At 66.3% G+C, this 20,281-nt stretch carries 13 protein-coding genes and 1 pseudogene; 2 read left to right on the top strand and 12 right to left on the bottom strand.

Annotated features, from left to right (window positions below):
- Together Q4A20_RS09320 and Q4A20_RS09315 are read right to left on the bottom strand one after the other, a co-directional pair.
- A partial coding sequence (locus Q4A20_RS09320) for a sugar-binding protein (RefSeq protein ID WP_303122473.1) occupies positions 1 to 959 on the bottom strand: 959 nt, incomplete at its 3' end.
- Between the two features lie 225 nt (positions 960 to 1,184).
- A pseudogene (locus Q4A20_RS09315) lies at positions 1,185 to 1,985 on the bottom strand (transposase family protein).
- Positions 1,986 to 2,207: 222 nt separating this feature from the next.
- On the opposite strand from Q4A20_RS09315, the gene Q4A20_RS09310 reads away from it, so the two are divergent.
- Positions 2,208 to 3,353, top strand: a complete 1,146-nt coding sequence (locus Q4A20_RS09310; protein WP_303122472.1) for a hypothetical protein — start codon at positions 2,208 to 2,210, stop codon at positions 3,351 to 3,353.
- A 105-nt stretch (positions 3,354 to 3,458) separates the two neighbouring features.
- Here Q4A20_RS09310 and Q4A20_RS09305 read toward each other — a convergent pair whose 3' ends face one another.
- Genes Q4A20_RS09305 through Q4A20_RS09285 form a run of 5 tightly spaced genes read right to left on the bottom strand, consistent with a single transcriptional unit; the run spans position 3,459 to position 9,690 of the window.
- Complete coding sequence (locus tag Q4A20_RS09305; protein WP_303122471.1) at positions 3,459 to 5,429, bottom strand: right-handed parallel beta-helix repeat-containing protein; 1,971 nt, start codon at positions 5,427 to 5,429, stop codon at positions 3,459 to 3,461.
- A gap of 44 nt (positions 5,430 to 5,473) precedes the next feature.
- Positions 5,474 to 6,526, bottom strand: coding sequence for an NAD(P)-dependent alcohol dehydrogenase (locus Q4A20_RS09300; RefSeq protein ID WP_303122470.1), 1,053 nt, complete (start codon positions 6,524 to 6,526; stop codon positions 5,474 to 5,476).
- A 48-nt stretch (positions 6,527 to 6,574) separates the two neighbouring features.
- Complete coding sequence (locus Q4A20_RS09295) at positions 6,575 to 7,408, bottom strand: carbohydrate ABC transporter permease (RefSeq protein WP_303122469.1); 834 nt, start codon at positions 7,406 to 7,408, stop codon at positions 6,575 to 6,577.
- Positions 7,408 to 8,343 (bottom strand): carbohydrate ABC transporter permease, encoded by a 936-nt coding sequence (locus Q4A20_RS09290; protein ID WP_303122468.1) that lies wholly within the window; start codon positions 8,341 to 8,343, stop codon positions 7,408 to 7,410. The genes Q4A20_RS09295 and Q4A20_RS09290 overlap by 1 nt, the downstream gene beginning before the upstream one ends.
- 39 nt (positions 8,344 to 8,382) lie before the next feature.
- Positions 8,383 to 9,690: an extracellular solute-binding protein gene (locus Q4A20_RS09285; protein ID WP_303122467.1), complete on the bottom strand. Its 1,308-nt coding sequence runs from the start codon at positions 9,688 to 9,690 to the stop codon at positions 8,383 to 8,385.
- A 252-nt stretch (positions 9,691 to 9,942) separates the two neighbouring features.
- Here Q4A20_RS09285 and Q4A20_RS09280 point away from each other — a divergent pair, with 252 nt between their 5' ends.
- Positions 9,943 to 11,070, top strand: a complete 1,128-nt coding sequence (locus Q4A20_RS09280; protein ID WP_303122466.1) for a LacI family DNA-binding transcriptional regulator — start codon at positions 9,943 to 9,945, stop codon at positions 11,068 to 11,070.
- A gap of 295 nt (positions 11,071 to 11,365) precedes the next feature.
- On the opposite strand, the gene Q4A20_RS09275 is transcribed toward Q4A20_RS09280, so the two are convergent.
- From Q4A20_RS09275 to Q4A20_RS09255, 5 genes are all read right to left on the bottom strand, one after another.
- The gene (locus Q4A20_RS09275; RefSeq protein ID WP_303122465.1) at positions 11,366 to 13,306 is read right to left on the bottom strand and encodes an endo-1,4-beta-xylanase; all 1,941 of its coding nucleotides are present in this window, start codon (positions 13,304 to 13,306) and stop codon (positions 11,366 to 11,368) included.
- 355 nt (positions 13,307 to 13,661) lie between these two features.
- Complete coding sequence (locus Q4A20_RS09270; RefSeq protein WP_303122464.1) at positions 13,662 to 15,710, bottom strand: alpha-glucuronidase; 2,049 nt, start codon at positions 15,708 to 15,710, stop codon at positions 13,662 to 13,664.
- A 58-nt stretch (positions 15,711 to 15,768) separates the two neighbouring features.
- Entirely contained in the window at positions 15,769 to 17,760 is a 1,992-nt protein-coding gene (locus Q4A20_RS09265; protein WP_303122463.1) for a beta-galactosidase, read from the bottom strand.
- The gene (locus Q4A20_RS09260; protein WP_303122462.1) at positions 17,761 to 18,552 is read right to left on the bottom strand and encodes a hypothetical protein; all 792 of its coding nucleotides are present in this window, start codon (positions 18,550 to 18,552) and stop codon (positions 17,761 to 17,763) included. It abuts the gene before it with no gap.
- Positions 18,545 to 20,209 (bottom strand): extracellular solute-binding protein, encoded by a 1,665-nt coding sequence (locus Q4A20_RS09255; protein ID WP_303122461.1) that lies wholly within the window; start codon positions 20,207 to 20,209, stop codon positions 18,545 to 18,547. Before Q4A20_RS09255 ends, Q4A20_RS09260 begins: the two co-directional genes overlap by 8 nt.
- Positions 20,210 to 20,281 lie beyond the last annotated feature (72 nt).

The following is a 20,281-nucleotide window of genomic DNA, read 5'->3' as shown; positions in this document are numbered from 1 at the left end:
ATCTGGTCGACCATGGTGGCGCAGCGCTCCCCCAGCAGGCGGGTGTCCTTGAAGACCGTCATGGACTGGCGGCCCTTGACGATGTTCTCGACGTTGGCCTGGTCGGCGTCCTGGCCGGTCAGCACGGGCCAGTTGTCGTCTGTGTAACCGGCGGAGGCCAGGGCCTGCCCCACCCCCAGGGCGATGGCGTCATTGGGAGACAGGATCACATCAACGCGCTTGGTGGTGGAGTAGAAGGAGTTGAGCCGGTTCTCCATCTCCGCCTGGGCGGTGGTGTTGGACCAGGCCTGGATGCCGATGGACTGCCAGCCGTCGACACTGGCGGGCAGTTTTCCCGACGGGCACACCAGTTTGCCGGATTCGATGTAGGGGCTGAGCACGTCCCAGGCGCCTTCGAAGAAGAAGCGGGCATTGTTGTCATCCGGGGAGCCGGCGAAGGGCTCGAAGTTGAAGGGGCCGGAGGCGTTGTCCAGATCGAGGGCGTCGGCGATGTACTGCCCCTGCATAGCGCCGACGTTGTAATTGTCAAAGGTGACGTAGTAGTCGACCGCCTCGGTGTCACGGATGAGACGGTCATAGGCGATGACCTTGATCCCGAGCCCGGCGGCGCTCTGCAACACCGGGCCGAGCGCCGAACCATCGATGGAGCCGACGACGATCACCGCCGGGGACTTGTTCAGCATGGTCTGGATCTGGGAGTTCTGCTGCTCGACCTTGTTGTCGGCGAACTGGAGTTCGACGGCGTAGCCGAGATCCTCAAGCAGCGATTTGAGGTTCTCACCGTCTCGACTCCAGCGCTCCAGGTTCTTGGTGGGCATGGATACGCCTATCAGGGCACCCTCACCGCCGTTGACATCTCCGTAGTAATCGGCCGTCCGCTCGGCGGTGCATGCGGCCACCAGGGCGGCAGTCGCGACGGAACCGACCGTCATGAACGACCTTCGGGACAAATCTGACATGAGGCCTCCTCGCCGTCAACGGGAGGGGAACGACTCTCGCCCCACCGTTTTGTTGCAAGATTAGTTTAATTGCGTGGCGACCTCAAGGCGTGACGTCGCGCCGCGCAGCGCATCCCGGCCATCACTCTCAAGAAGAGGTACCACCCCCTCATACCGAACCCTTAGCGGCAGCCCCGAACCCTCCAGCCTCAAAACTCATCCCATCGGCTCATTGAGCCTTTCTCATCAGGGGAGGCTGTTGTTTAGGTTGAGGATGACGAGGGCGGTGGCGGTGATGTTGGTGATGGTTGATGGGTCGGGGGTGACTCGTTTGAGGGCTTTGAAGTGTTTGAGGAGGGCGTTGGCTCTTTCGGCGGGGGCCCGCAGACTGGCCTGGATCTGGTTGTAGGAGCGTGCCCCGGTGTCGGGTTTGGAGCCCTTGATGGGCGTCTTGATGCCGATGCCGGCGCCCACGTACCCCTTGTCCGCCAGTGTCACCATGCCACCGGCGGCGGCGGGGTATAGGGCGGGCAGAGCGTGCTCACGGGCGGCGGTGATGTCGTGGGTGGAGCCGGGCTCCGCCGGCGAGGTCCACACGGGGTAGCCGGTTGAGTCGGTAAGCACTTGGATGTTCCCGCGTGAGGGCCCTGTGCTTGCCCGAGTACCACAGGTGGTATCCGGTGTCGGGGTCCCGCTCGGCGACCCGGTCGGTACGGATCAGGGTCCCGCCCCTGGCACACGAACGGCTCCCCGTTGTCCTTCAGGGTGCGTAGCACGTCGGGCAGGTCCGGCGCCTTTGAGGATACGACGTCCAGGGCCTCGCGGCTGGTACCGGTAGCCGGTGGCGGGCGAGACTCCTGCGTCGCGGGCGACGGCGGCCACATCGGTGGCGTCGATCAGCCAGCGCAGCAGCATGACAGCCTGCACCCAGCTGGTGGCGACCCGCTGCCAGGGACGGGCGTCGTGGGCCTTGCGGTGGGCTGCGATCCAGCGCGAGACGGTGCGGGCAGTAGCCACGGGGACGTCGAGGGTGGCACGATAGGACACCCGCGCGGGGCCTCATTTCCGGGCTTGATATTTCTTGGTCGAAACCCATGCTGTCGGAGGGCTCCGCGTGCACCCATCAACGACACACCCACCTAACCGCACCACCCCAACCATCCCTAGCCCCCGCCCTCAACCCCGATAAGAAAGGCTCATCCCATCGGCTCACCCCATAGGCCCATTGACGGGAGAGCCACACCGTATGTAGGCTGACCAGTACACGCAATGAAGCGCAACACGAAAGGACCTACCCTGACGACAACAAAGCATCCGAGCAGAAGAATTGGTGTAGCCTGCCTCGCAGCCGCCGTATTCTTCACAATGTCAACCAATGTCGGAGCGATTGAACGGCCACCGGAACCGGTGACAGAAGATCTAGTTGCCGAGGCACTCGCAAACCTCAAGGACCATGATACGACCCTCATTTTCCAACCGATCAACTCACAAGGAACTGGAATAACCAGCTTGGGCGGCGGGACTATTGATGTGCCTACAGACGGAAATGAAGGAATCACCTTCATCGACGAGGATGGCACATCGATTAATATCCAGCTCCCCGACATCGCAGACGCGGAAGATGCCGAAGTTCTCAGTGATGGCACGGTGGTGTTCCCCGACGAGGGAGCCGCAAACTCCGTAATCGTAACCGACCGCGGAGTTCAGATGCTCACTACGATCAACGACAGCGATGCCCCTACGCGATACTCGTACGACATCGACCTTCAACCCGACCAACACATTGAGCTAATTTATGTCGGTGCGGTCGTGGTCGACGAAGATGGGACAGCAGTCCTTGCTGCGGGCTCGGCATGGGCAACCGACGCCGAGGGAAAGAATATCCCCACCTGGTACGAGATTGATGGGAACACGCTCACGCAGGTGATCGACCATACATCCACAGAGAACGCCGTCTATCCGATCGTAGCAGATCCGATCTGGCTTGCACCCTGGATGATCAAGTGCCTCGTCGGCATTGGGATAGCAGGCCCGCAGATTACTGCGATCGCCTCAATGGGCAATCCAGCATCAATTCTCGCAGCCTTCGGACGGGGGGCATTTGCCTGCATATTCGGGAGGCGAGTCGAAATGATATTCATGCGACCGCGAGTCGCGGATATTACCGCCAGAATCCGAGTTATCGACACACAAATCGCCTCACACCCACTCGGTTCTGATCGAGTACGCGAGGCCCACCGCATCATTGAGGACTGCAATCGCGATGAGGATAGTGCGAGTCGCGAACTGGACCGGATGGGTTTACCGAGTTTGCAAGAGCTCGGCTTACTCCAGGTCCGGCACACATTGAGTTGGTGGCGTCTTCACCGCAAACGCAAGATACTGATCCGCCGTCTGGCACGTCTGTCCGGTTGACCCGCACGCGCGTTGCTTTCAGCCATTGCGTTTTCACGTCTTGATGCTTGAGGCTCGGTTGTGGTCCGCATTCCTGCGCGACTACAACCGAGCCTTTTGCGACCCTCACCAGATCCGCACGCGATTCACCCCCGGCCTCAGATCGGCGAGCGGCCCGGCCGGGTAGGCGGCGTCGTGGTCCTTGACGCCGCCTACCAGGTCGACGTCGGCGAATACCTCGCTGCCGTCCGGGTTCTCCCAAGCGGCATCCGGATACCAGGCGCGCCCCAAGTCCCGTCCGGCAATCGTCATCGAGGCTGCCGTGGCAAAGGCCTCCGGCAGCTCAATCACCAGCTCTACGCCACCACCGTCGGCGTCCTCGATCGCGACATTCACCTCTCCGAGTTGGACCGGTCGCGTCTCATGCACATAGACGGGGGCGCCGTTGCCGTAGGCGTTGTCACGCACGTGCACGGGCAGTTCCACGCCTTCGAAGCGCTCATGGTCCCCCTTGGAGGGGTCGTCGACCTGCACCAGGTAGGCATGCACGCCGTGGGGATGCGCATCGAACAGGGCGGTGCCGTCGCTGATCTTCCGGTGTGCGGGCGGATCGACGAATGCAGACTCCCCCATGGTGGACAGGAACAGGTTGGCGACGTACCGGTCGTCCCCGCCGCGGATGGCCGCGTACCCGGCCACCTGCGTGGAGTGCGGCAGGTGGTAGGGCGTGGGCCGCTCGATGATGGGCTGGTTGGCGACCACTCCGAGCAGAAGGTTGTTGACGTAGGCGCCGCCCTGGGAGTGCCCCTCCAGGGAGACCGGTGAGGCGAATATGTTGTGGTCCACCAGGTAGGGGCCGTGGCTGACCTCAATGAACAGGTCGCGGGTGTTGCGGCGATACACGTTGCGCGTCACGCGCGTGCCCTGCGCCTCCCAGTCCAGCCAGGTACCCAAGGTGCAGTCCTCAATCAGGTTGTGGCGCAGGATCGTGTCGATGGCTGCATGCAGTTTGATGCCGGCGATCTCGTAGCCGTAGAACTCCCGCTTAGTGGCGATGTGGTGAATGTGGTTGTCCTCGATCACGGAGAATACGCAGCCCAGGTGGCCGACGATGCCGGTCTGCCCGCAGTCGTGAATGTGATTGCGACGCACCACGTGCGAGCCGATCATCTCCCTGGACCAGCCCACCCGGCGGGCGGAGAAGACCGCCTCCAATTGGTACTGGTAGCCGGGCTTGTCCAGGCGCTCGGCGGCCCAGTTGTCCCCCGAGGAGTTCTCCTTGCCCAAGGAGACGGCGGAGCACTTGGCGTCGTGGATGTCGCAGTCCTCAATCACCCAGCCCTTAGCCCAATTGGGGCCGATCAACCCCGGCTGGTCCGCCGTCGGCGGCGCCCAGGGGGTGGCCGCCTGAGCCAGTTCCAGGCCGCGCACCGTGATGTAGTTGATGTGGTGCACTGCCGGGTAGAACACGCTGCGACGCACGTTGACCTCCACCAGCGACTCGTTCGGGTCCGTCGGCCCGAAGTTCGCCCAGACGGTGGTGGCCCGCTCCCCCACCTCGGCGTACCAGACGCGCCGAGTCCAGTCGGGGTCGCGCACGGGCTCGGGCGTGCCGGTCCACTGATCCACATCCTGCGTGCGGCGAGGCGGGGCGTCCACCTGATCACGGCTAGTCGCCTCGAATAGGCTGCGCCCGTCCAGGTACACCTCCCCCAAGTGCTTGCGCGGAGCCTGTTGAGACGGGTAGACGATCCAGTCGCCCTCAATCGGCTCGGCGAAGGGGTTGAAATCGCCGAACATGGCATTCGGCAGATCCACCCGCCAGACGGCGTCAGTCTCCCGCTTCCAGCCGGTCACGACCTCGGAGCCCTTGAGCACCGGGCGCTCTCCGGGAGCCGCGGCGAAGGTGATGCGCCGGTCGCCGTCGAGTCCCGTGCGCGGGGGCCGCACCCACTCACGGTAGGTGCCCCCGTGGATGAGGACGGTGTCACCGGGCATGGCGGCGCGGGCGGCGCGGTTGATGGTGCGGAAGGGGGCGGCGGCGTCGCCGGGTGCGGCATCGGAGCCGGAAGGGGACACGTGGAAGACGGTGGGCATGTGTGGGCTCATTTCTGTGGTTGCGGACGACGGCGATGAGGGTCTCAGCGCTGGGGGTGGACCATGCTCTTCAGGGTGGTGGGGGCGGGCCGGTCCCGCAGCGGGGTTTCGGCGTCGGCCAGCCCATAGTGGTCGGTTGCCAGAGAATCGAGATCGACCTTCCCGGAGGCGACCATTTCGATGGCGGTGGGCCAGGTGTTGTGGTAGCGGAAGATGCCGGTGACGTTGACCTCGCGACTGGTTATGTGTGCCACCGGCAGGAGCATGTCGTCGTCCCCCATGCCGATGATGATCGCCGAGCCGCCCGGCTCCACGTGCTTAATGCCGTCCACGACGGCGGCGGTCACCCCGGTGGCGTCGAAAAAGGCGGTGAAGGCGCGTGAGTTGAGTGCGGCGTCCCCCGGGGCGTAGGCCTCGGTCACTCCCAGCCCCAAAGCGGTGCGGCGGCGCTGCTCCACGGGGTCGGTAATGACGACGGTACCGGCCCCGCAGGCCCGCGCAACCTGAGCGACGATCACCCCGATGGGGCCGGCGCCCGCGATGAGAACGCTGTCACCCACACCGATATGCGCCTTCCGCGCGGCGGCAATGCCGACGCTCAGCGGCTCTAGCAACGCGGCGGCGTCGAAGGACATGCCGTCGGGGATGGGGTGGGCGAAGTCGTCCTGGATGAGGGCGTACTCGGCGAAACTGCCATCAATAGGCGGCGTGGCGTAGAACTCGATGTGCGGACACAGGTTGTACTCACCGCGCTTGCAATACTTGCATACCCGGCAGCAGCGCTGCGGCTCAATGGAGACCCGCTGACCCACCCGGGCGGGATCGACGTCGGCGCCCACGGCGACGATGGTGCCGGCGGACTCGTGTCCGAGGATCATGGGTGCACGCACGACGCGGTCTCCTATTCGTCCGTGCCGGTAGTAGTGGACGTCGGAGCCGCAAACGCCCACGGACTCGATGCGGACCAGCACCTGGTCGCTTTCCGGAGTGGGGACGGGGCGTTCCTCCATGACGACAACGCCCGCCGCTTTCAGGACGGAGGCACGCATGATCTGTGGCGAAGCGACCGTTGCGGCCGCCTCGGGGGCGAGGGACATGTTCTTTCCTCTTTCGGATTCGGTTCGAGCGGTTGGTTCGGACAGTGGTTACTTGCCGACGCCGGCGGTCAGTCCGGCCACCATCTGCCGGCGCCCACAGGCGTAGGCGACGATGAGCGGCAGGGCGGAGAGCACGACGGCGGCGAGGATGGCGGGCGTGTTGGACGAGAAGGCCCCCTGGAAGTTCCACAGCGACAATGGCAGCACGCGTTTGTCGGCGCTCTGGGTGAGCACCAGGGGGAACAGGAACCCGTTCCACACGTTGAGAGCGTCATAGATGGCCACGGTCACCAGCGCGGGCCGGCACATAGGTGCCGCCAGCCGCCAGAGCATCTGCCAGTCGGTGGCGCCGTCGACCTTCATCGACTCGAACAGCTCCCGAGGCACATCCCGCAGGAAATTGGTCAGAATGAGTACCGATATGGGGATGGCGAAGGCGACCGAGGGCAGGATGAGGGCCCAAAGAGTGTCATACAGGCCGAGCTGCACGATCAGGTAGTAGACGGGCACGATGGTCGCCTGGATCGGTATGGCAATGCCCAGCAGGAACAGAGAGAAGATACGGCTGGAGAAGGCGGTGCGGCTGCGCACGATCACGTAGGCGGCCATGAAGGAGACCACGAGGATTACGGCAACGGTCGCCACCGTCACAATGACGGAGTTGAGGAAGTAGGTCCAGAAATCGTTCGCGAAGACCTGTATGTAGGCGTCCAGCGTCGGGTTGGAAGGCGGGGACAGTGGGTTCTCGACGTAATAGTCGGCCTGAGTGCGCAGACTGGTGACGATGATGTAGTAGATCGGGACCACGGCGATCGCCAGCCAGACCCAGCCGAAAAGAGCGCCGATCAGATTGGGTCGCATTCCCCCACGGAGCAGCCTCATCACACGGCTCCTTCCATGTCACTGTCCATCTTGGCGCTGCCAGAGACATGGTTGAGCAGCCAGGCGATGAGCAGGCCGACGACGACCAGAATGACGCCGATGACGCTGGCACCGCCCATGTTGTAGGACCGGAATCCGGTCAGGTACATGTCCAGGGGCAGCACACGCGTGGCATTACCCGGCCCGCCGGCCGTCATCACGAAGATCAGGTCGAAGTAGGTCAGCGAGCCGGTGATCATCAGGGTGGAGGAGGTGATGATCGTGTTCCGCAATTGCGGCAGGGTGATGTAGAAGAAGTTCTGCACCCGACTGGCGCCGTCGATCATCGCCGCCTCGTAGATGCTGGCCGGGATCTGGCGGGCTGCGCCCTGGTAGAGCAGGGAGTGGAAGGGGACGAAGCACCAGGCGATGACCACCATGATGGCGGGCAGGGCCAAGGTCGGATTGCCCAGGAAATCACGTGCCAGTACATCAAGCCCGAAGGCCCTCGACATGCCGAAATTGGGGTCCAGGAGTGCGGTGAAGGCGATGCCCACCGCGGTGGCGCTGAATAGCAGCGGCAGGAAGTACAGCACCGCCAGCACGCCGCGGTAGCGCTGCTGCCCGGCCATGAAGACTCCCAGCAGCAGACTGATCGGGGTCTGGATGACCCAGCACATGACCGTCATGATCAGGGTCAGGATGATCGCATGCTGGGTGGTGGCATTACCGAGCATCCGGTTCCAATTGTTCGTGCCGGCGAAGGACAGCGAGCCCAGGCCGTCCCAGTTCATGAAGGACAGCACGAACACGCCGACGAGCGGAACGAGGGCGAAACAGCCGAAGAAGACGAGCGCCGGCGCGGCGTACCAGCCGGAGGGGCCGGCGCCCGCGCCGCGCCCGCGCGATAGGCGGACGCGTCCGGATGCTAAGCGGCGGGCGGGGAGACTGATCATGATCGATCCTGTTTGACATGGATGGGGCCCATGCGGCCGTCACAGGGTCGCATTCATATTGGTGACGAACTGTTCGGGCTTCAGTTGGAGCAGGAAGATCTGCGAAAGGTTGGTGAGCAGCTCCTGCGCCGCGGCCGGGGGCAGAGCCTGGTCCCACGACTGAGTGAAGTTAGCGGCGTTCTTCACCATGTCATAGCCGTAGGCGAGGTACTCGGCGTGCTCGGAGGCGGCGATGGCGTCGTCGGCCTCCAGCGCGGCCGGAATGGTGCCGCCCGTAACCAGGGCCTGAATGTAGTCCTCGTTGTAGAGCTCCTCATTGAGGTAGTCGATGGCGATCTGCTGGACCTCTTGTGAGCCGTTCGACGCCACCGACCAGTAGTTGGCGGGATTGCCGACGATGTTGGACAGGTCGCCGGTGCCGTCGGCCACCGAGGGGAAATCCGTGTAGCCGAGGTTGCCGTTGCTCATGAACTCCGGGGCGTCGGTGAGGAAGTTGGCGTACACCCAGGAGCCCTGGAGGATCATGGCCGCCTTGCCGGTGTGGATGAGGGCGATGTCGGCGCCCGAGTCGGCGTCGACCGAGCCGTAGGAGTCCCCGAAGCCGCCGGCCCTGACCAGCTCCTGAATCTTCTCCAGCGCCCCGGTGATGGCCGGGTCCGACCAGGCGTCCTGCTCGCCCGCGACGATCTTGGCGAAGGGCTCGGCGCCGCCGATGCGGTCGGTCAGGTACTCGATCCACATCAGGTAGGGCCACTGGGAGGAACCGGACTCGGCGAAGGGGATATAACCGGCGGCGGTGAACTCGGGGACTAGCGCCAGCAACTCGTCCCAGGTGGTGGGCGGCTGCGCGCCGATGGCCTCGAATGCGGGCTTGGAGTAGTAGAGCATGACCGGCTGAGCATTGTTGTTGGGCAGGGCGTAGACCTTGCCGTCGACCTTGCCGGGGTCCAGCAAGGAGGGGACGATGCGTTCCTGCGCCGCGGTGGTGGACTCGGTCAGATCAATGACCTGGTTGTTCGCCACGTAGTCGGCAAGTGTGCCTCCGGCCCAGTTGTACAGCAGAGTCGGCGCGTTGCCGGCACCGACGGCGGTACGGATCTTCTCCTTGTAGGCGTCGTTGGCGAACCACTCGGTGGCGATCTGTCGATCGGAGTGGGCGGTGTTCCAACGCTCGAAGGAGTCGCGGAAGGTCTGTTCGGGTCCGCCGGTGAGAACCCAGGCGGTGGCACCGTTTCCGGCCGAGGAGCTGGCGCCGGGCCGGTTACCGCAGGCGGCGAGCGCGGCAGCCGCCCCTACTGCGAGCATGCCGCCGGTCATCCGCCGGCGGGAGATCTTCAGCTGGTACATGGTGATTCCTCTCAGACCGGGCCGGTGCGGCCACGCCGCCGCACCGAGGGAGGCAGGCGGCGGTGGACACCGTCGTCCACAGGCGAAAACATTTTCGTTTGTTTCGCCGACAAACTGATACTACCTCACGACACCCCACCAGAGCAATGCAGAATAATGCCGCCATCGATAACGATCACATTACGGCCACCACCTTCGGTGCCCCCATGTGTGAAAATAAATGAAATCTCTGCTCCAGCGAGGAGGCTGCCTATGTCCCGTCCGCGTTCCTCAGGTCCAACGCAGGCCGCCGTCGCCGCCCGTGCGGGAGTTTCGGTGGCCACCGTCTCCAAGGCGCTGCGGGCGGACCCGGTCATCTCCGCCCCGACCCGGACGGCCGTGCTGGCCGCAGCGCGTGAGCTCGGCTACCGCACCCCGATGACCTCACTGCCCGCCGGCGGCACGGATCAGGCGGCACACCCGGTGACGGCGGTGTTCGACTCGGTGGACACCCAGTACGCCGCTTACGTGCTGCGGGGCCTGTTGGAGGAGGCCGAACTGGACGGAGTCTGGCTGCGGGTGCGCCACATCGGCTCGGCGATGGACCAGTTGGATCAGGCGCACCACCAGGCGTGGGAGCGCAGTGTGTTGGAGGTGCTGTCATCCTCCTACGGGGTCGTGCTGGTCACCACGGGCGTCACCCCGGCAATGGTTAACTCGGCCGCTGAGTTGAGCGTTCCACTGGTAGCCGTCGATCCCGCCACCGCGGTCCCCGAGGGGACCTCATCAATCGGCGCCACCAACCACCGCGGCGGCCAGCAGGCCGTAACGCACCTGCTCGAACTGGGCCACCGCCGCATCGGCATCGTCACCGGGCCATTGGAGTCCATCCCCGCGACCGAGCGACTCGCCGGATATCGCAGCGCCCTGGCCACCGCCGGCATCACCCCGGAACCCCAACTGGTGCGCGCCGGAGGCTTCGACTACGACTCCGGCCTGGTCCAGGGCGGACACCTGCTGGACCTCCAGAAGCCGCCCACCGCCATCGTCGCCGGCTGCGACGCCACCGCGGTCGGCGTCATTGAGGCAGCCCGACGCCGCGGCCTGCGCGTACCCGAGGACCTGTCGGTCGTGGGCTTCGACGACACCCTGACCGCCACCGTCTGCTCGCCCAGGCTCACCACGATCCACCAACCCCTGGTAGACATCGGCGCCGAGGCCATGCGCACTGTCATCCGCCTGGCCACCTCCCACGGCTCCCGCGCCCTATCCCCCATCGAACTGGCAACCAGTCTCGTAGTACGCGACTCAACCGCACCGCCCCTGCACACCTGTTCGACTTGTCAGGACGGCGCACCGACGGGCACAGTGGAGGGGAGCCATCCGGCGGCGACCGGATGACTTCCCGACGCAAGCGGCTCAGTTGAGCCACCTGCCGAGGGCATCCACAAGGACACCAATGGCCCGGATCAGATGAGCGAGAGATTCGAATACTTCGCTCAGCTGCCGGGCCATTCCCTTGCCCCTTTGGACTTCGGGGGGTTTATCGGGTTATCGGCGCGAGCACGGTGCTCCGGCCGCAATACGACGGGAGGGTGCGACGGCCTCCCATCGCACCCTCCCGCGGCGCCGGCGAGTAGCGTCCCCCGACCGGCGCGCCCCGTGGCCGGGTCGTACCGCCCCGGTTACGGGAGTCTCAGCCGATCCGGCGTCGAGCCCGTAGCAGCAGCGTGCCCGCGCCCAGTAGCAGGGCTGCTGCCGGAAGGACCAGCGCCTCGGCGCCGGTGCGTGCCAGGGGACTACCACCGCCAGCCGGTGAGGGCACTGCTCCTATTGGCGAGGCGGTTGGATCTCCCGTGGGCGCGGGCGGGCCACTGTCATTCGGTGTGGCCGAGGCGGAGGGCCGAGCGGTGCCCGCCGAGGGCTGCGGCGTCGGCCTCTCAGTTGGCGCGGCAGTGGGCACCGGCGCGGCGCACACCTGCGGCGTCGCCGGAATCTCCCCACCGATGGCCGCCGCGTAGGCCCACTTGCCGTGGTAGTACGGGTCGAACAGCAGCGGGTCACCCTCGTAGAACCGCCAGGAGCCGGAGTCAACCAGGCCCCACAGCGTCACCGAGAACAAGTCCCGCTTGGCATCCTGTTCCGCGAACATCTGGAACAGGCGCTGGTAGAAGCGTCCCTGATCCAGCAGCGTCTGGGTGTCCACGGGTGTGCCGGTGCGGGTGGGCACGTCCAGTTCGGTGACCGCCTGCACCAGCGGCAGGTCGTCGAAGGCGCTCATGGCCGTTCCGAAGCCCTCGACGTCGTCGTCGAGCCAGGCGTGGAACTGGTGCCCGACGCCGTCGATCGGGACGCCGCGCGCCACCAGCCGCTCGATCAGGGCGTGGTAGCGCCCGGTCTTGGAGGAGGTGTCGGTGCCGTACTGGGTGTTGTACTCGTTGATGAACAGCGTCACCGGGTGGTCGACGCCGGGAGCGGCGTAGGTGGAGTTGAAGGCCTCGTTGGCGAAGACGAAGGCGTCGTCGATGAACTCCTCACCCAGAATCTGGTACCAGTAGGAGTCGCGCAGCCCGTCGGTCTCGGGCGAGGGGCCGTCGGTGATGACCTCGTTCACCACGTCGAAGGCCACCAACGGGTTGGTGTCCGAGCCGAACAGCCCGTACTTGTCCGCCAGGTACTTGGCCACATTGTTGATGTGGGTGCGCATGCGCTCGCGCAGCTCCTGCCGGTCGGCCTCGGAGTCACCCGACAGGAGGGTGCCGTCCTCGTGCTGGAACAGCCAGTCGGGGGTCTGGGAGTGCCATACGAGCACGTGTCCGTACACGCGGCCACCGGTGGACTGCGCCCAGTCCATGACCGCATCTGCCTCGGCGTTCTCGGTGACGAAGCTGTGGTCGGCGTTGTACCAGGCCTCCGGCTTCATGAAGTTCTCCGGGGTGACCTGGTTGAAGTGCCGATTCAGCAGCTTCAGCGAGTCGCCCTGGACGGTGTTGGCCGTAACCGCCGCGCCCACCGGGTAGGGCAGGGCATCCAGCAGAGCGGTGGAGTCGTCAACCGGGCCGCGCCCGCAGGCGTAGGCGGTGATGGCGGCGTCGTCCACGTAGAAGGAGGCGGTGGGGTCTTCCAGCTCGATGTATATGGTCCCCTCCTCGCCCGCGGCCGGCGAGTAGCTGCCGGTTAGCTCCACCCACTCCTGGCCGACCTCGGCGGGTGGGGTGATCTCCACGTACCGCCCGTCGCTCTGGGCGGCGGTGAGCTTGGCCCGGGTGGAGGCCGCCTCGTCCGGGAGACGCACCCAGGCGGTGACGTCATAGGACTGGCCCGCCTCCATGAAGTCGCCGATGGCGATCTCCACTCCGTGCCAGGCCTGAGTGCGACCGGTGACGTACAGGCTGTTCCAGGGACTGCGACGGACCTCGTTGGTGGTGACGGCGGTGACGCCCTCACCGCGTGGGGCCCAGGGATTATCGGGCTGACTGGACTCGAAGTTGGAGTAGCTGACCGCATAGGGCTGGGGCTCCGTCGGAGCTTCGACGGCGGCCGCCCCCACGGTCATGCCCGCGATCGCGACGGCGGCCACGACGGCCGCCCCGAGCAGGCGGATCCGGCGAGGACGCCGGGGTTGTGCTATGCGCATGCGTGTGCCTTTGCTGTTGGCCCATCCGCCCAGACGCATGGCACGAGACGACGGTGAATCTCCATGCGGCGGTACGGACCGACATGAGCGTGTTCGTGGCGACGTATCCAGACAGACAGGATGATTAGGGATGCCGGCCGACGCTGGCCCGCAGTCATGACACTACACGTTCCGAAATTCGACCACAATAATTTCGTTGTGTTTCGTACCGAAATCCCTCTCGGTGGCTCGGAGAGCCACACATTGCGCCGTTCTCGAACGTTCCGGCAGCCAGAGAACCGGCCCTGGCGCCATATCGACCGACCTCGACGGTAACAACGACCGATCTCGACGAAGGAGAGGCTCAGGGGCAGGCTCAGAGGTAGACGGTGCGCCCGGCCGCATCCGGGATACCACTGTGGCGCAGGAAGTAGGTACACACCTGGTCGCGCCATTCAATGGCGTTGCGCTCCTGGGCCCGCCAGCGGCGGTCGACGTCGCTGCGGATGGGCTCGGGCACCTGCCCCCGCACCGCCTCCCACTCGCGCCGCATCGCACGCACCTGCTCGACCCCCTGGAAGTGGGTGTTGTAGATGCGCTGTATCAGCGTCACTCCGGAGCGGGGCAGCACCTGGTCATAGCGCAGGTGGTGGAAGAAGAGCAGCAGCCGTTCCGGACACTCCTCCAGTGAGCGGTAGCGGGCCGCAAGCGCCGCCGGGTACTGCTCGGTGTAGCCCGACCCCGACGGTGTGCGGTCCACGCCCACGCCGTAACGATCGGCGAAGTGGTAGGTCCCCCACGGGGAGTACTCGTAGCCGTCGATGCTGGGCCCGTAGTGGCTGCCGGGCATGACCATGAAGCCGACCCCGAGCGGGGCGGTGTAGTTCTCATACGCCTCACGGGAGGTCAGCAGGATGCGCACCAGTGCCGCGTGCAGGTCCGCATCGCCGACGAAGGAGGCGGCGGCCCACTCGCGGGCGATGTACGCGGGATCCGCATGCAGGTCCCAGGCCAGGCGGCCGTAGCCATACAGGTTGGCCTGGGAGAAAGTGTTGCCGGTCCAGTTCCAGTCCCTCCCCACCCCGGCGACGCCGACCATCGCCGAACCCGATCGTCCGGCCAGGTCCTCACCCAGGTCGGTGCCGCCGTCACCGGCGACGTCCAGGTCGAGCACCTCCCGCCAGGCGGTCGGCAGGAAGTAGGTGTCCCAGGCGTGCCCGGTGTACTCCTGGGCAACCTGCAGCTCCAGAGCCACCCGGGTACGGCGCAGGCCCAGCAGAAGCGGCGATACCGGTTCACGCACCTGGAAGTCGAGCGGCCCGTGCTTGATCTGCAGCAGGACGTTATCGGCGAAGCGTCCGTCCAGGGGCATGAAGTGATCGTAGGCGGCGCGGGCCCGGTCCAGGGTGCGGTCGCGCCAGTCCTGACGGTGGTTGTACACGAAGCAGCGCCACATAACCTGCCCACCGTGCGGTGCGAGCGCGGCCGCCAGCATGTTGGCACCGTCGGCATGGTCGCGTCCGTACTGAGACGGTCCCGGGCGCCCCTCGGAGTCGGCCTTGGCCACGTACCCGCCCAGATCGGGGACGGCTGCATACACGGCGCCAGTCGTCGCCCGCCACCACCGCCGCACGTGCGTATCCAGCGGGTCGCAGGTGTCCATGCCGCCCAGGGTCATGGGTGCGGCGAAGTCGACGGCGATGAAGGTGGTGATGTGGCGCCGGCGCAGGACGTGGGCAATGGCCTGCACCAACTTGAGGCGCTCCGTCAGCAAGGTCGCCTCCGTGGCATGAACGTTGACATTGTTCAGGCACACGGCGTTGATGCCGAGCGAGGCCAGAACCAGTGCGTAGTCATCAATGCGGTCCGCGTCTGGCGCCAGGGAGCCGGCCTCGAAGAACACCGAATCGCCGGCGTAGCCACGCTCCACCGCCCCCATGACGGGGTGGGGCACGAGGTTGTCCCAGTGGTCGAGCATGCGCAGCGGCAGGTCCGGCGAGGCGGTGGTGACGCCCCGATCCCCCAGCAGCGCCTCGGGGCCGACGGTGAGCAGCCGCAGGGTGCCGTACAGGGCGCCGGCCCCGTCCACGCCCACCACGGCCAGATCACCCACCTCATCCCGGACGACGACGTAGCCCTCGGGGCCAGGTGCCTGCCCCGCCAGGGCCCGCCTCGCAGGTTCGGCCAGGGCGACCGGCAGCCGATCGGTATGTGCGCGGGTGGTAATACTCAGTGCGCGCCGGGGACCTGTTCCCGGCGTGTGGCCATCGGCGTATGAGGCCGCCAACCGGCGCCAGTCGTGAGCGGCCTGAGCCACCAGCTCCTCCTCCCCCAGGGTCAGGGGCGCGTATGCGGCCAGCCACGGCTTGGTGGCCGGCTCGAGCCACATAGCTGAACTGGTGGCGAATGGGGCTGTGGAGGTCATGTGGTCTCTCCTGGTGAGGGCATCGGGGACGACCGGGGTCCGCGCCGTCCACCGCCGGTCAGTTCCGTCGCAGCACACGCACCTGTCCGGCCGGAATGGTCAGTGGCCGGCCCGCGTATGCGCGCACCCCGGTCAGCAGGTCGGTGGCGTCGGCGGGCGGGGTCCACTGAGCCGGCAGGCGCCCGTGGTTGAGCGCGAAGTCGAAGGTACCTCCCGAGCCGGTGCGGACGGTGTGCTCCAGTTCTTCGACGCCCGGATGGCCCGGGGAGGGTTGGATCAGCGAATCGATCAGACGGCCCCGCCCGGCCCGGCTCAGTAGCGCCCCCAGGCGGATCACGGCGCCCCTGCCGAACTCGTTCCGGATGAGGGCGGCGGTGCCCGCGAACCAGCCGGACTCCCAGGTTCCGATCACCCGCCCGCCAGTGGGGCGCAGAACCTCGAAGAGGTGGTGGGCGGTGTCGGCGGTTCCGTCGGGAAGCAACAGCTCGACGCCGTCTCCCGGTGCGCGTGCGTCACGCTCCTCGATTTGGCAGCCGAGCAACTCGTCCACGCGCGTGTCGATCAGGACGCGCCCGGTGGCGGCGGTGGCGAAGGACAAGGGCCCGGCCACAAGCGTGCCGCCTGCGGCCACGTATGCGCACAGGGACTGAACGACGTCGTCGTGGGCCAGATACACACTGGGGGCGACGACGAGCTCGTACCGGGACAGGTCATCACGCCCGTCGGTCACGTCCACCCCGCCCACCTGACGGGCCAGCGCCTCGTGCCATCCCCGGGCCTGCTCAACCAGATCCCAGTGGTCGGAAAAGCCGTCGACTACGCGGGAATACCACCAGGACTCCCAGTCCATCAACACGGCAGCACGCGCCTGGACGCGGCCGCCCACCAGGTCGCCGAGTCGTCTCAGTTCCCGTCCGAGTGCGGCGACCTCGCGGTAGGTACGCGTATCGGTACGGCCACGATGGTCCAGGACGCCGCCGAACCACATCTCCGAGCCCGCCGGGGCGCTGCGCATCTGGAAGTGGAGCACCGTGTCGCAGCCTTGCGCGAGCGCCTGCAGACTCCAGCGCCGCAGCACACCCGGTGGCCGGGTGGGGTTGACGTCACGGCAGGTGGTCGCCACGGGCGCCTGCTCCATCAACCACAGGGGCTTGCCCCGGGCGACGGCGCGCATGAGCGAGTGGTTGAAGGCCATCTCCGGCCCGGGGCGGGTGGTGCGCGGATAGTTGTCCCAGGCGACGACGTCGAGGTCCCGGGCGAAGCGGAAGTAGTCCAGGTGCTCGTAGGGGCCCATGAGATTGGTGGTGACCGGATGGGCGGTGTCGTGGCACCGCACCTGGTCCATCTCCGCCTCCAGGCAGGCGGCGAACTGCTCGGTCATGTACCGCTTGTACTCCAGGGTGATGATCGGGAAGCCGCTGCGGTAGGGGCCGCCCCAGTGCTCGGTGAGCGCATTGGGGGCGGGGATCTGGTCGATGGCGGTGAAGCGGTGGGACCAGATCTGTGTGCACCAATCGCGGTTGAGCGCGTCCAGCCCGCCGTGCGTGTGCAGCAGCCAGCGGCGGAATCCGGCGGCACAGTCTTCGCAGTAGCAGGCGCCGCCGTACTCGTTGCCGATATGCCACGCGAGCAGGGCCGAGTGGGAATGATACCGCCGCGCCAGCGCCGCGGCGATACGCCCGGAGTACTCGCGGAATACCGCCGAGGTGGGACAGAAGTGGTGCCGCTGGCCGTAGCCGTGGCGACGCCCCTCGAAGTCGACGCGCATGGTGCTCGGCTCGGCCGCCGCCAACCAGGGTGGCAGCGCCGCCGTCGGAGTGGCCAGGATAACGCCGAATCCGGCCGCGTGAACGCGGCCCATGAGCGCATCTAGCCGGTCCCATTCGAAGCGGTCGGGGCTGGGCTGCACGTCTGCCCAGCCGAAGACGTTGAGCGTGAGCGTGTTGACGCCGGCCGCGGCCAGGGCCGCCAGATCGGAGTCGATAGTGGCGTCGTCCCATTGCTCGGGGTTGTAGTCGCCACCATGCAGAATGTGCCTGGGCCGATGCATTCATGCCTCCGTGGATGTCGGTGCGGCAGGACGCGTGAACTGCTCGGTGAGGGTGCGCCGCTGCCCGCGGGTGGCAGGCGCCACCAGGGCGCACAGCGGCACCCAGGCGAGCATCAGAACCGCCGGGGCGTGCAGGGCGATCAGCATGCCCGCCGCACCGATGCCGGCGAGGAACAGGGTTCCGACGGCGTCGCGAATAGTCATGACGGCCGTGAGCACGAACAGGTCGGCGCTTCTGAAGCTGAACAGGGCGATGATCGCGCCCACACGCCCCACGCCCAGGCCCACGACCGCGAGCAGGGTAAGGACCGCCGCGCGCGGTCCACCCCCCAGTCCGGCGGTAGAGCCCGCCAGCCCCACCGTCAGTGCGACGGCGAGCACGGCGATGGGCCCGAACTGGGCGACCGCCCCGCGCCAGCCGCGCCACAGGGCGGAGATCCGATACCGCGCCGAGGGGTCGAAGGTCCATCCGGGTCGGGTGACGGCGTAGACAACGGCGGGCAGGGCGGTCAGTGCCAGCGCCCAGACCAGCGTCAGCACCAGTAGCGACCAGGCGGAGGCGCCGTCGAGCAGGAGCATGCCGACCGCCGCAGGAGCGATCAACGGCGTCGCACCGATGGCGAGGGCGGCCGCCTGGTAGACGACCGAGCTGACTCGAACCAGCAGGGAATCGGCGTAGGCGTCGGGGGCGGGAGCGTATGCGCCGTCGTCGGCTCCGCATTGGGCGGCGGGCGGGTTGGCGGTGCGGGCGCCCCTGGATGAGGCGCCCACACCGGTGAATCGATCAGCCATTGTTCTCCACGTAGGTGGCTCGGGCCGCATTGAGGATCTCCATGTAGGAGGACACGCCCTTCGCCTCGCACTCCGTGACATAGGTGTCCCACTCGGACAGGTCCCGTTTGCCGGTGATGAACTTAAGCGTCTCCTGCATGACGTAATCCTGAAGCGGAGTGACCAGCAGCGTGGCCTGCTCACGCTGCGTCTCATCCAGCGGCGCCGGCGGGTCGATCGGCCTCTGCGTGTGAGTGGCGGCCATCTCCTCCTGCCAGGCCAGTTCCTTGTCCAACATCATCGAGTGGAGCAGTTCGGTGGTGCCGCCGTAGGCGAAGACCCCTCCGGAGAAGCCGTACTCAATGCGCAGGTCCTTGTCTCCGGCAGGGTTGAGCCCGTTGTAGTTGATGTCATCGACCAGTGTGCGGGTGCCGTCGGCGGCCTTGTTGTAGGTGGTGCCCTCAACGCCCCATTTGGCGAACTCCTCGCCCTCGTCGGAGTACCACAGCCAGTCGATGAACTGCATCATGGCCACGAAGTTCGGGTCCTCGGCGGCCTTGGAGGAGATCATGATGCCGTTCTCCAGGCGAGTGCCGCCGATCAGCGCGCCAGCAGGGCCGGCCGGCTGAAGGATCTTGACGATCTCGAAGTTGCCCTCTCCGAGGGTCTCCTTCATTGTCGTCTCGTAGGTGACGTCGTACTGGGAGTTGGTGCCGATAGCGATGGACTTTCCGGTGGTGAAGGTGTTGACGGCAGTGTCCTCGTCCTGGGTGAAGGAGTCCGGGTCGAGCACGCCGGCGTCGACCATGCCGCGCAGCATGGTGACCATGGCCTTGTAGTTGTCGGAGGTGCCGCAGAAGATGAACGACTCCGTCGCCTCATCCCATTCGGCCATGGTGGTCATACCCCAGGACCCGCCGGACTGGGTGCCGTAGGAGACCGCCGCCAGGTTGAGCATGCTCAGCCCCTCGAAGCGGTCGGAGATGCCCTTCATCTCCGGGTGGCGCTGACGCACCTTGGTGATGACGTCCTGAAGCTCCTCCCAGGTGGTGGGCAGGGACAGTCCCTGCTCGTCGAGGAGGTCCTTGCGGATCTCGAAGGTGTAGTCGGGCCAGATCTCCTCGTGCAGACCGGGCAGGACATAGATGGAGCCGTCCGCCTGACGCAGCGTGTCCAGTTCCTCATCCAGCTGCCATTCCTCAACCTTCTTGCGGAAGTTGGGCATCAGATCGAAGTAGTCGGACACGGCCAGGACCGCCCCGGAGGAGACGAAGGCGGCCTCCTGACCGGGATAGGTCTTGGGCAGGATGAGCGGGGCGTCGCCGGAGGAGATCAGCAGAGAGCGCTTCTGCTCGTAGTCGGACATGGGCACGATCGTCATGTCGAGGGTGACATTGGTGCGGTTGGTGATCTCCTTAAGCAGCATCCAGTCGGCCTTGTAGGGGTAGTTGGGGTGATCGGAGAACAGGCAGGTGAAGGTCAGCGGCTCGCCGGCCTTGAAGCTGGTATCCGCGGCGAAGTCGTCCATGGCGGCCGCGGTGTTGGTCACTCCCCGGGCCGCACCGCCGGAGTCGGAGCCGGAGCCGCAGGCCGCCAGCGCGGCGGCGGCCGCGGTGCTTGCCAGCAGGGCGCCGACCCGACGGCGGGTGATGGGGTGGGAGAAGAGACTGGGGCTCATCGTCGAGTGCCTTTCTGATATGGCCGGAGGGCCGGCCGGGATTGGATGGGATTGCGAACGGATGGGATCGTG

This window comes from Actinomyces sp. (assembly GCF_030530635.1).
Lineage (GTDB): Bacteria > Actinomycetota > Actinomycetes > Actinomycetales > Actinomycetaceae > Actinomyces.
The sequence above is the reverse complement of the archived record's forward strand: the minus strand, read 5'-3'. Positions and strand labels throughout refer to the sequence as shown.

What these genes read in the sequence shown, in the direction of transcription:
- Q4A20_RS09310 (WP_303122472.1), top strand. Translation starts at nt 2,208, where the DNA reads ATGAAGCGCAACACGAAAGGACCTACCCTGACGACAACAAAGCATCCG.
- Q4A20_RS09305 (WP_303122471.1), bottom strand. Translation starts at nt 5,429, where the DNA reads ATGCCCACCGTCTTCCACGTGTCCCCTTCCGGCTCCGATGCCGCACCC.
- Q4A20_RS09300 (WP_303122470.1), bottom strand. Translation starts at nt 6,526, where the DNA reads ATGTCCCTCGCCCCCGAGGCGGCCGCAACGGTCGCTTCGCCACAGATC.
- Q4A20_RS09295 (WP_303122469.1), bottom strand. Translation starts at nt 7,408, where the DNA reads ATGAGGCTGCTCCGTGGGGGAATGCGACCCAATCTGATCGGCGCTCTT.
- Q4A20_RS09290 (WP_303122468.1), bottom strand. Translation starts at nt 8,343, where the DNA reads ATGATCAGTCTCCCCGCCCGCCGCTTAGCATCCGGACGCGTCCGCCTA.
- Q4A20_RS09285 (WP_303122467.1), bottom strand. Translation starts at nt 9,690, where the DNA reads ATGTACCAGCTGAAGATCTCCCGCCGGCGGATGACCGGCGGCATGCTC.
- Q4A20_RS09280 (WP_303122466.1), top strand. Translation starts at nt 9,943, where the DNA reads ATGTCCCGTCCGCGTTCCTCAGGTCCAACGCAGGCCGCCGTCGCCGCC.
- Q4A20_RS09275 (WP_303122465.1), bottom strand. Translation starts at nt 13,306, where the DNA reads ATGCGCATAGCACAACCCCGGCGTCCTCGCCGGATCCGCCTGCTCGGG.
- Q4A20_RS09270 (WP_303122464.1), bottom strand. Translation starts at nt 15,710, where the DNA reads ATGACCTCCACAGCCCCATTCGCCACCAGTTCAGCTATGTGGCTCGAG.
- Q4A20_RS09265 (WP_303122463.1), bottom strand. Translation starts at nt 17,760, where the DNA reads ATGCATCGGCCCAGGCACATTCTGCATGGTGGCGACTACAACCCCGAG.
- Q4A20_RS09260 (WP_303122462.1), bottom strand. Translation starts at nt 18,552, where the DNA reads ATGGCTGATCGATTCACCGGTGTGGGCGCCTCATCCAGGGGCGCCCGC.
- Q4A20_RS09255 (WP_303122461.1), bottom strand. Translation starts at nt 20,209, where the DNA reads ATGAGCCCCAGTCTCTTCTCCCACCCCATCACCCGCCGTCGGGTCGGC.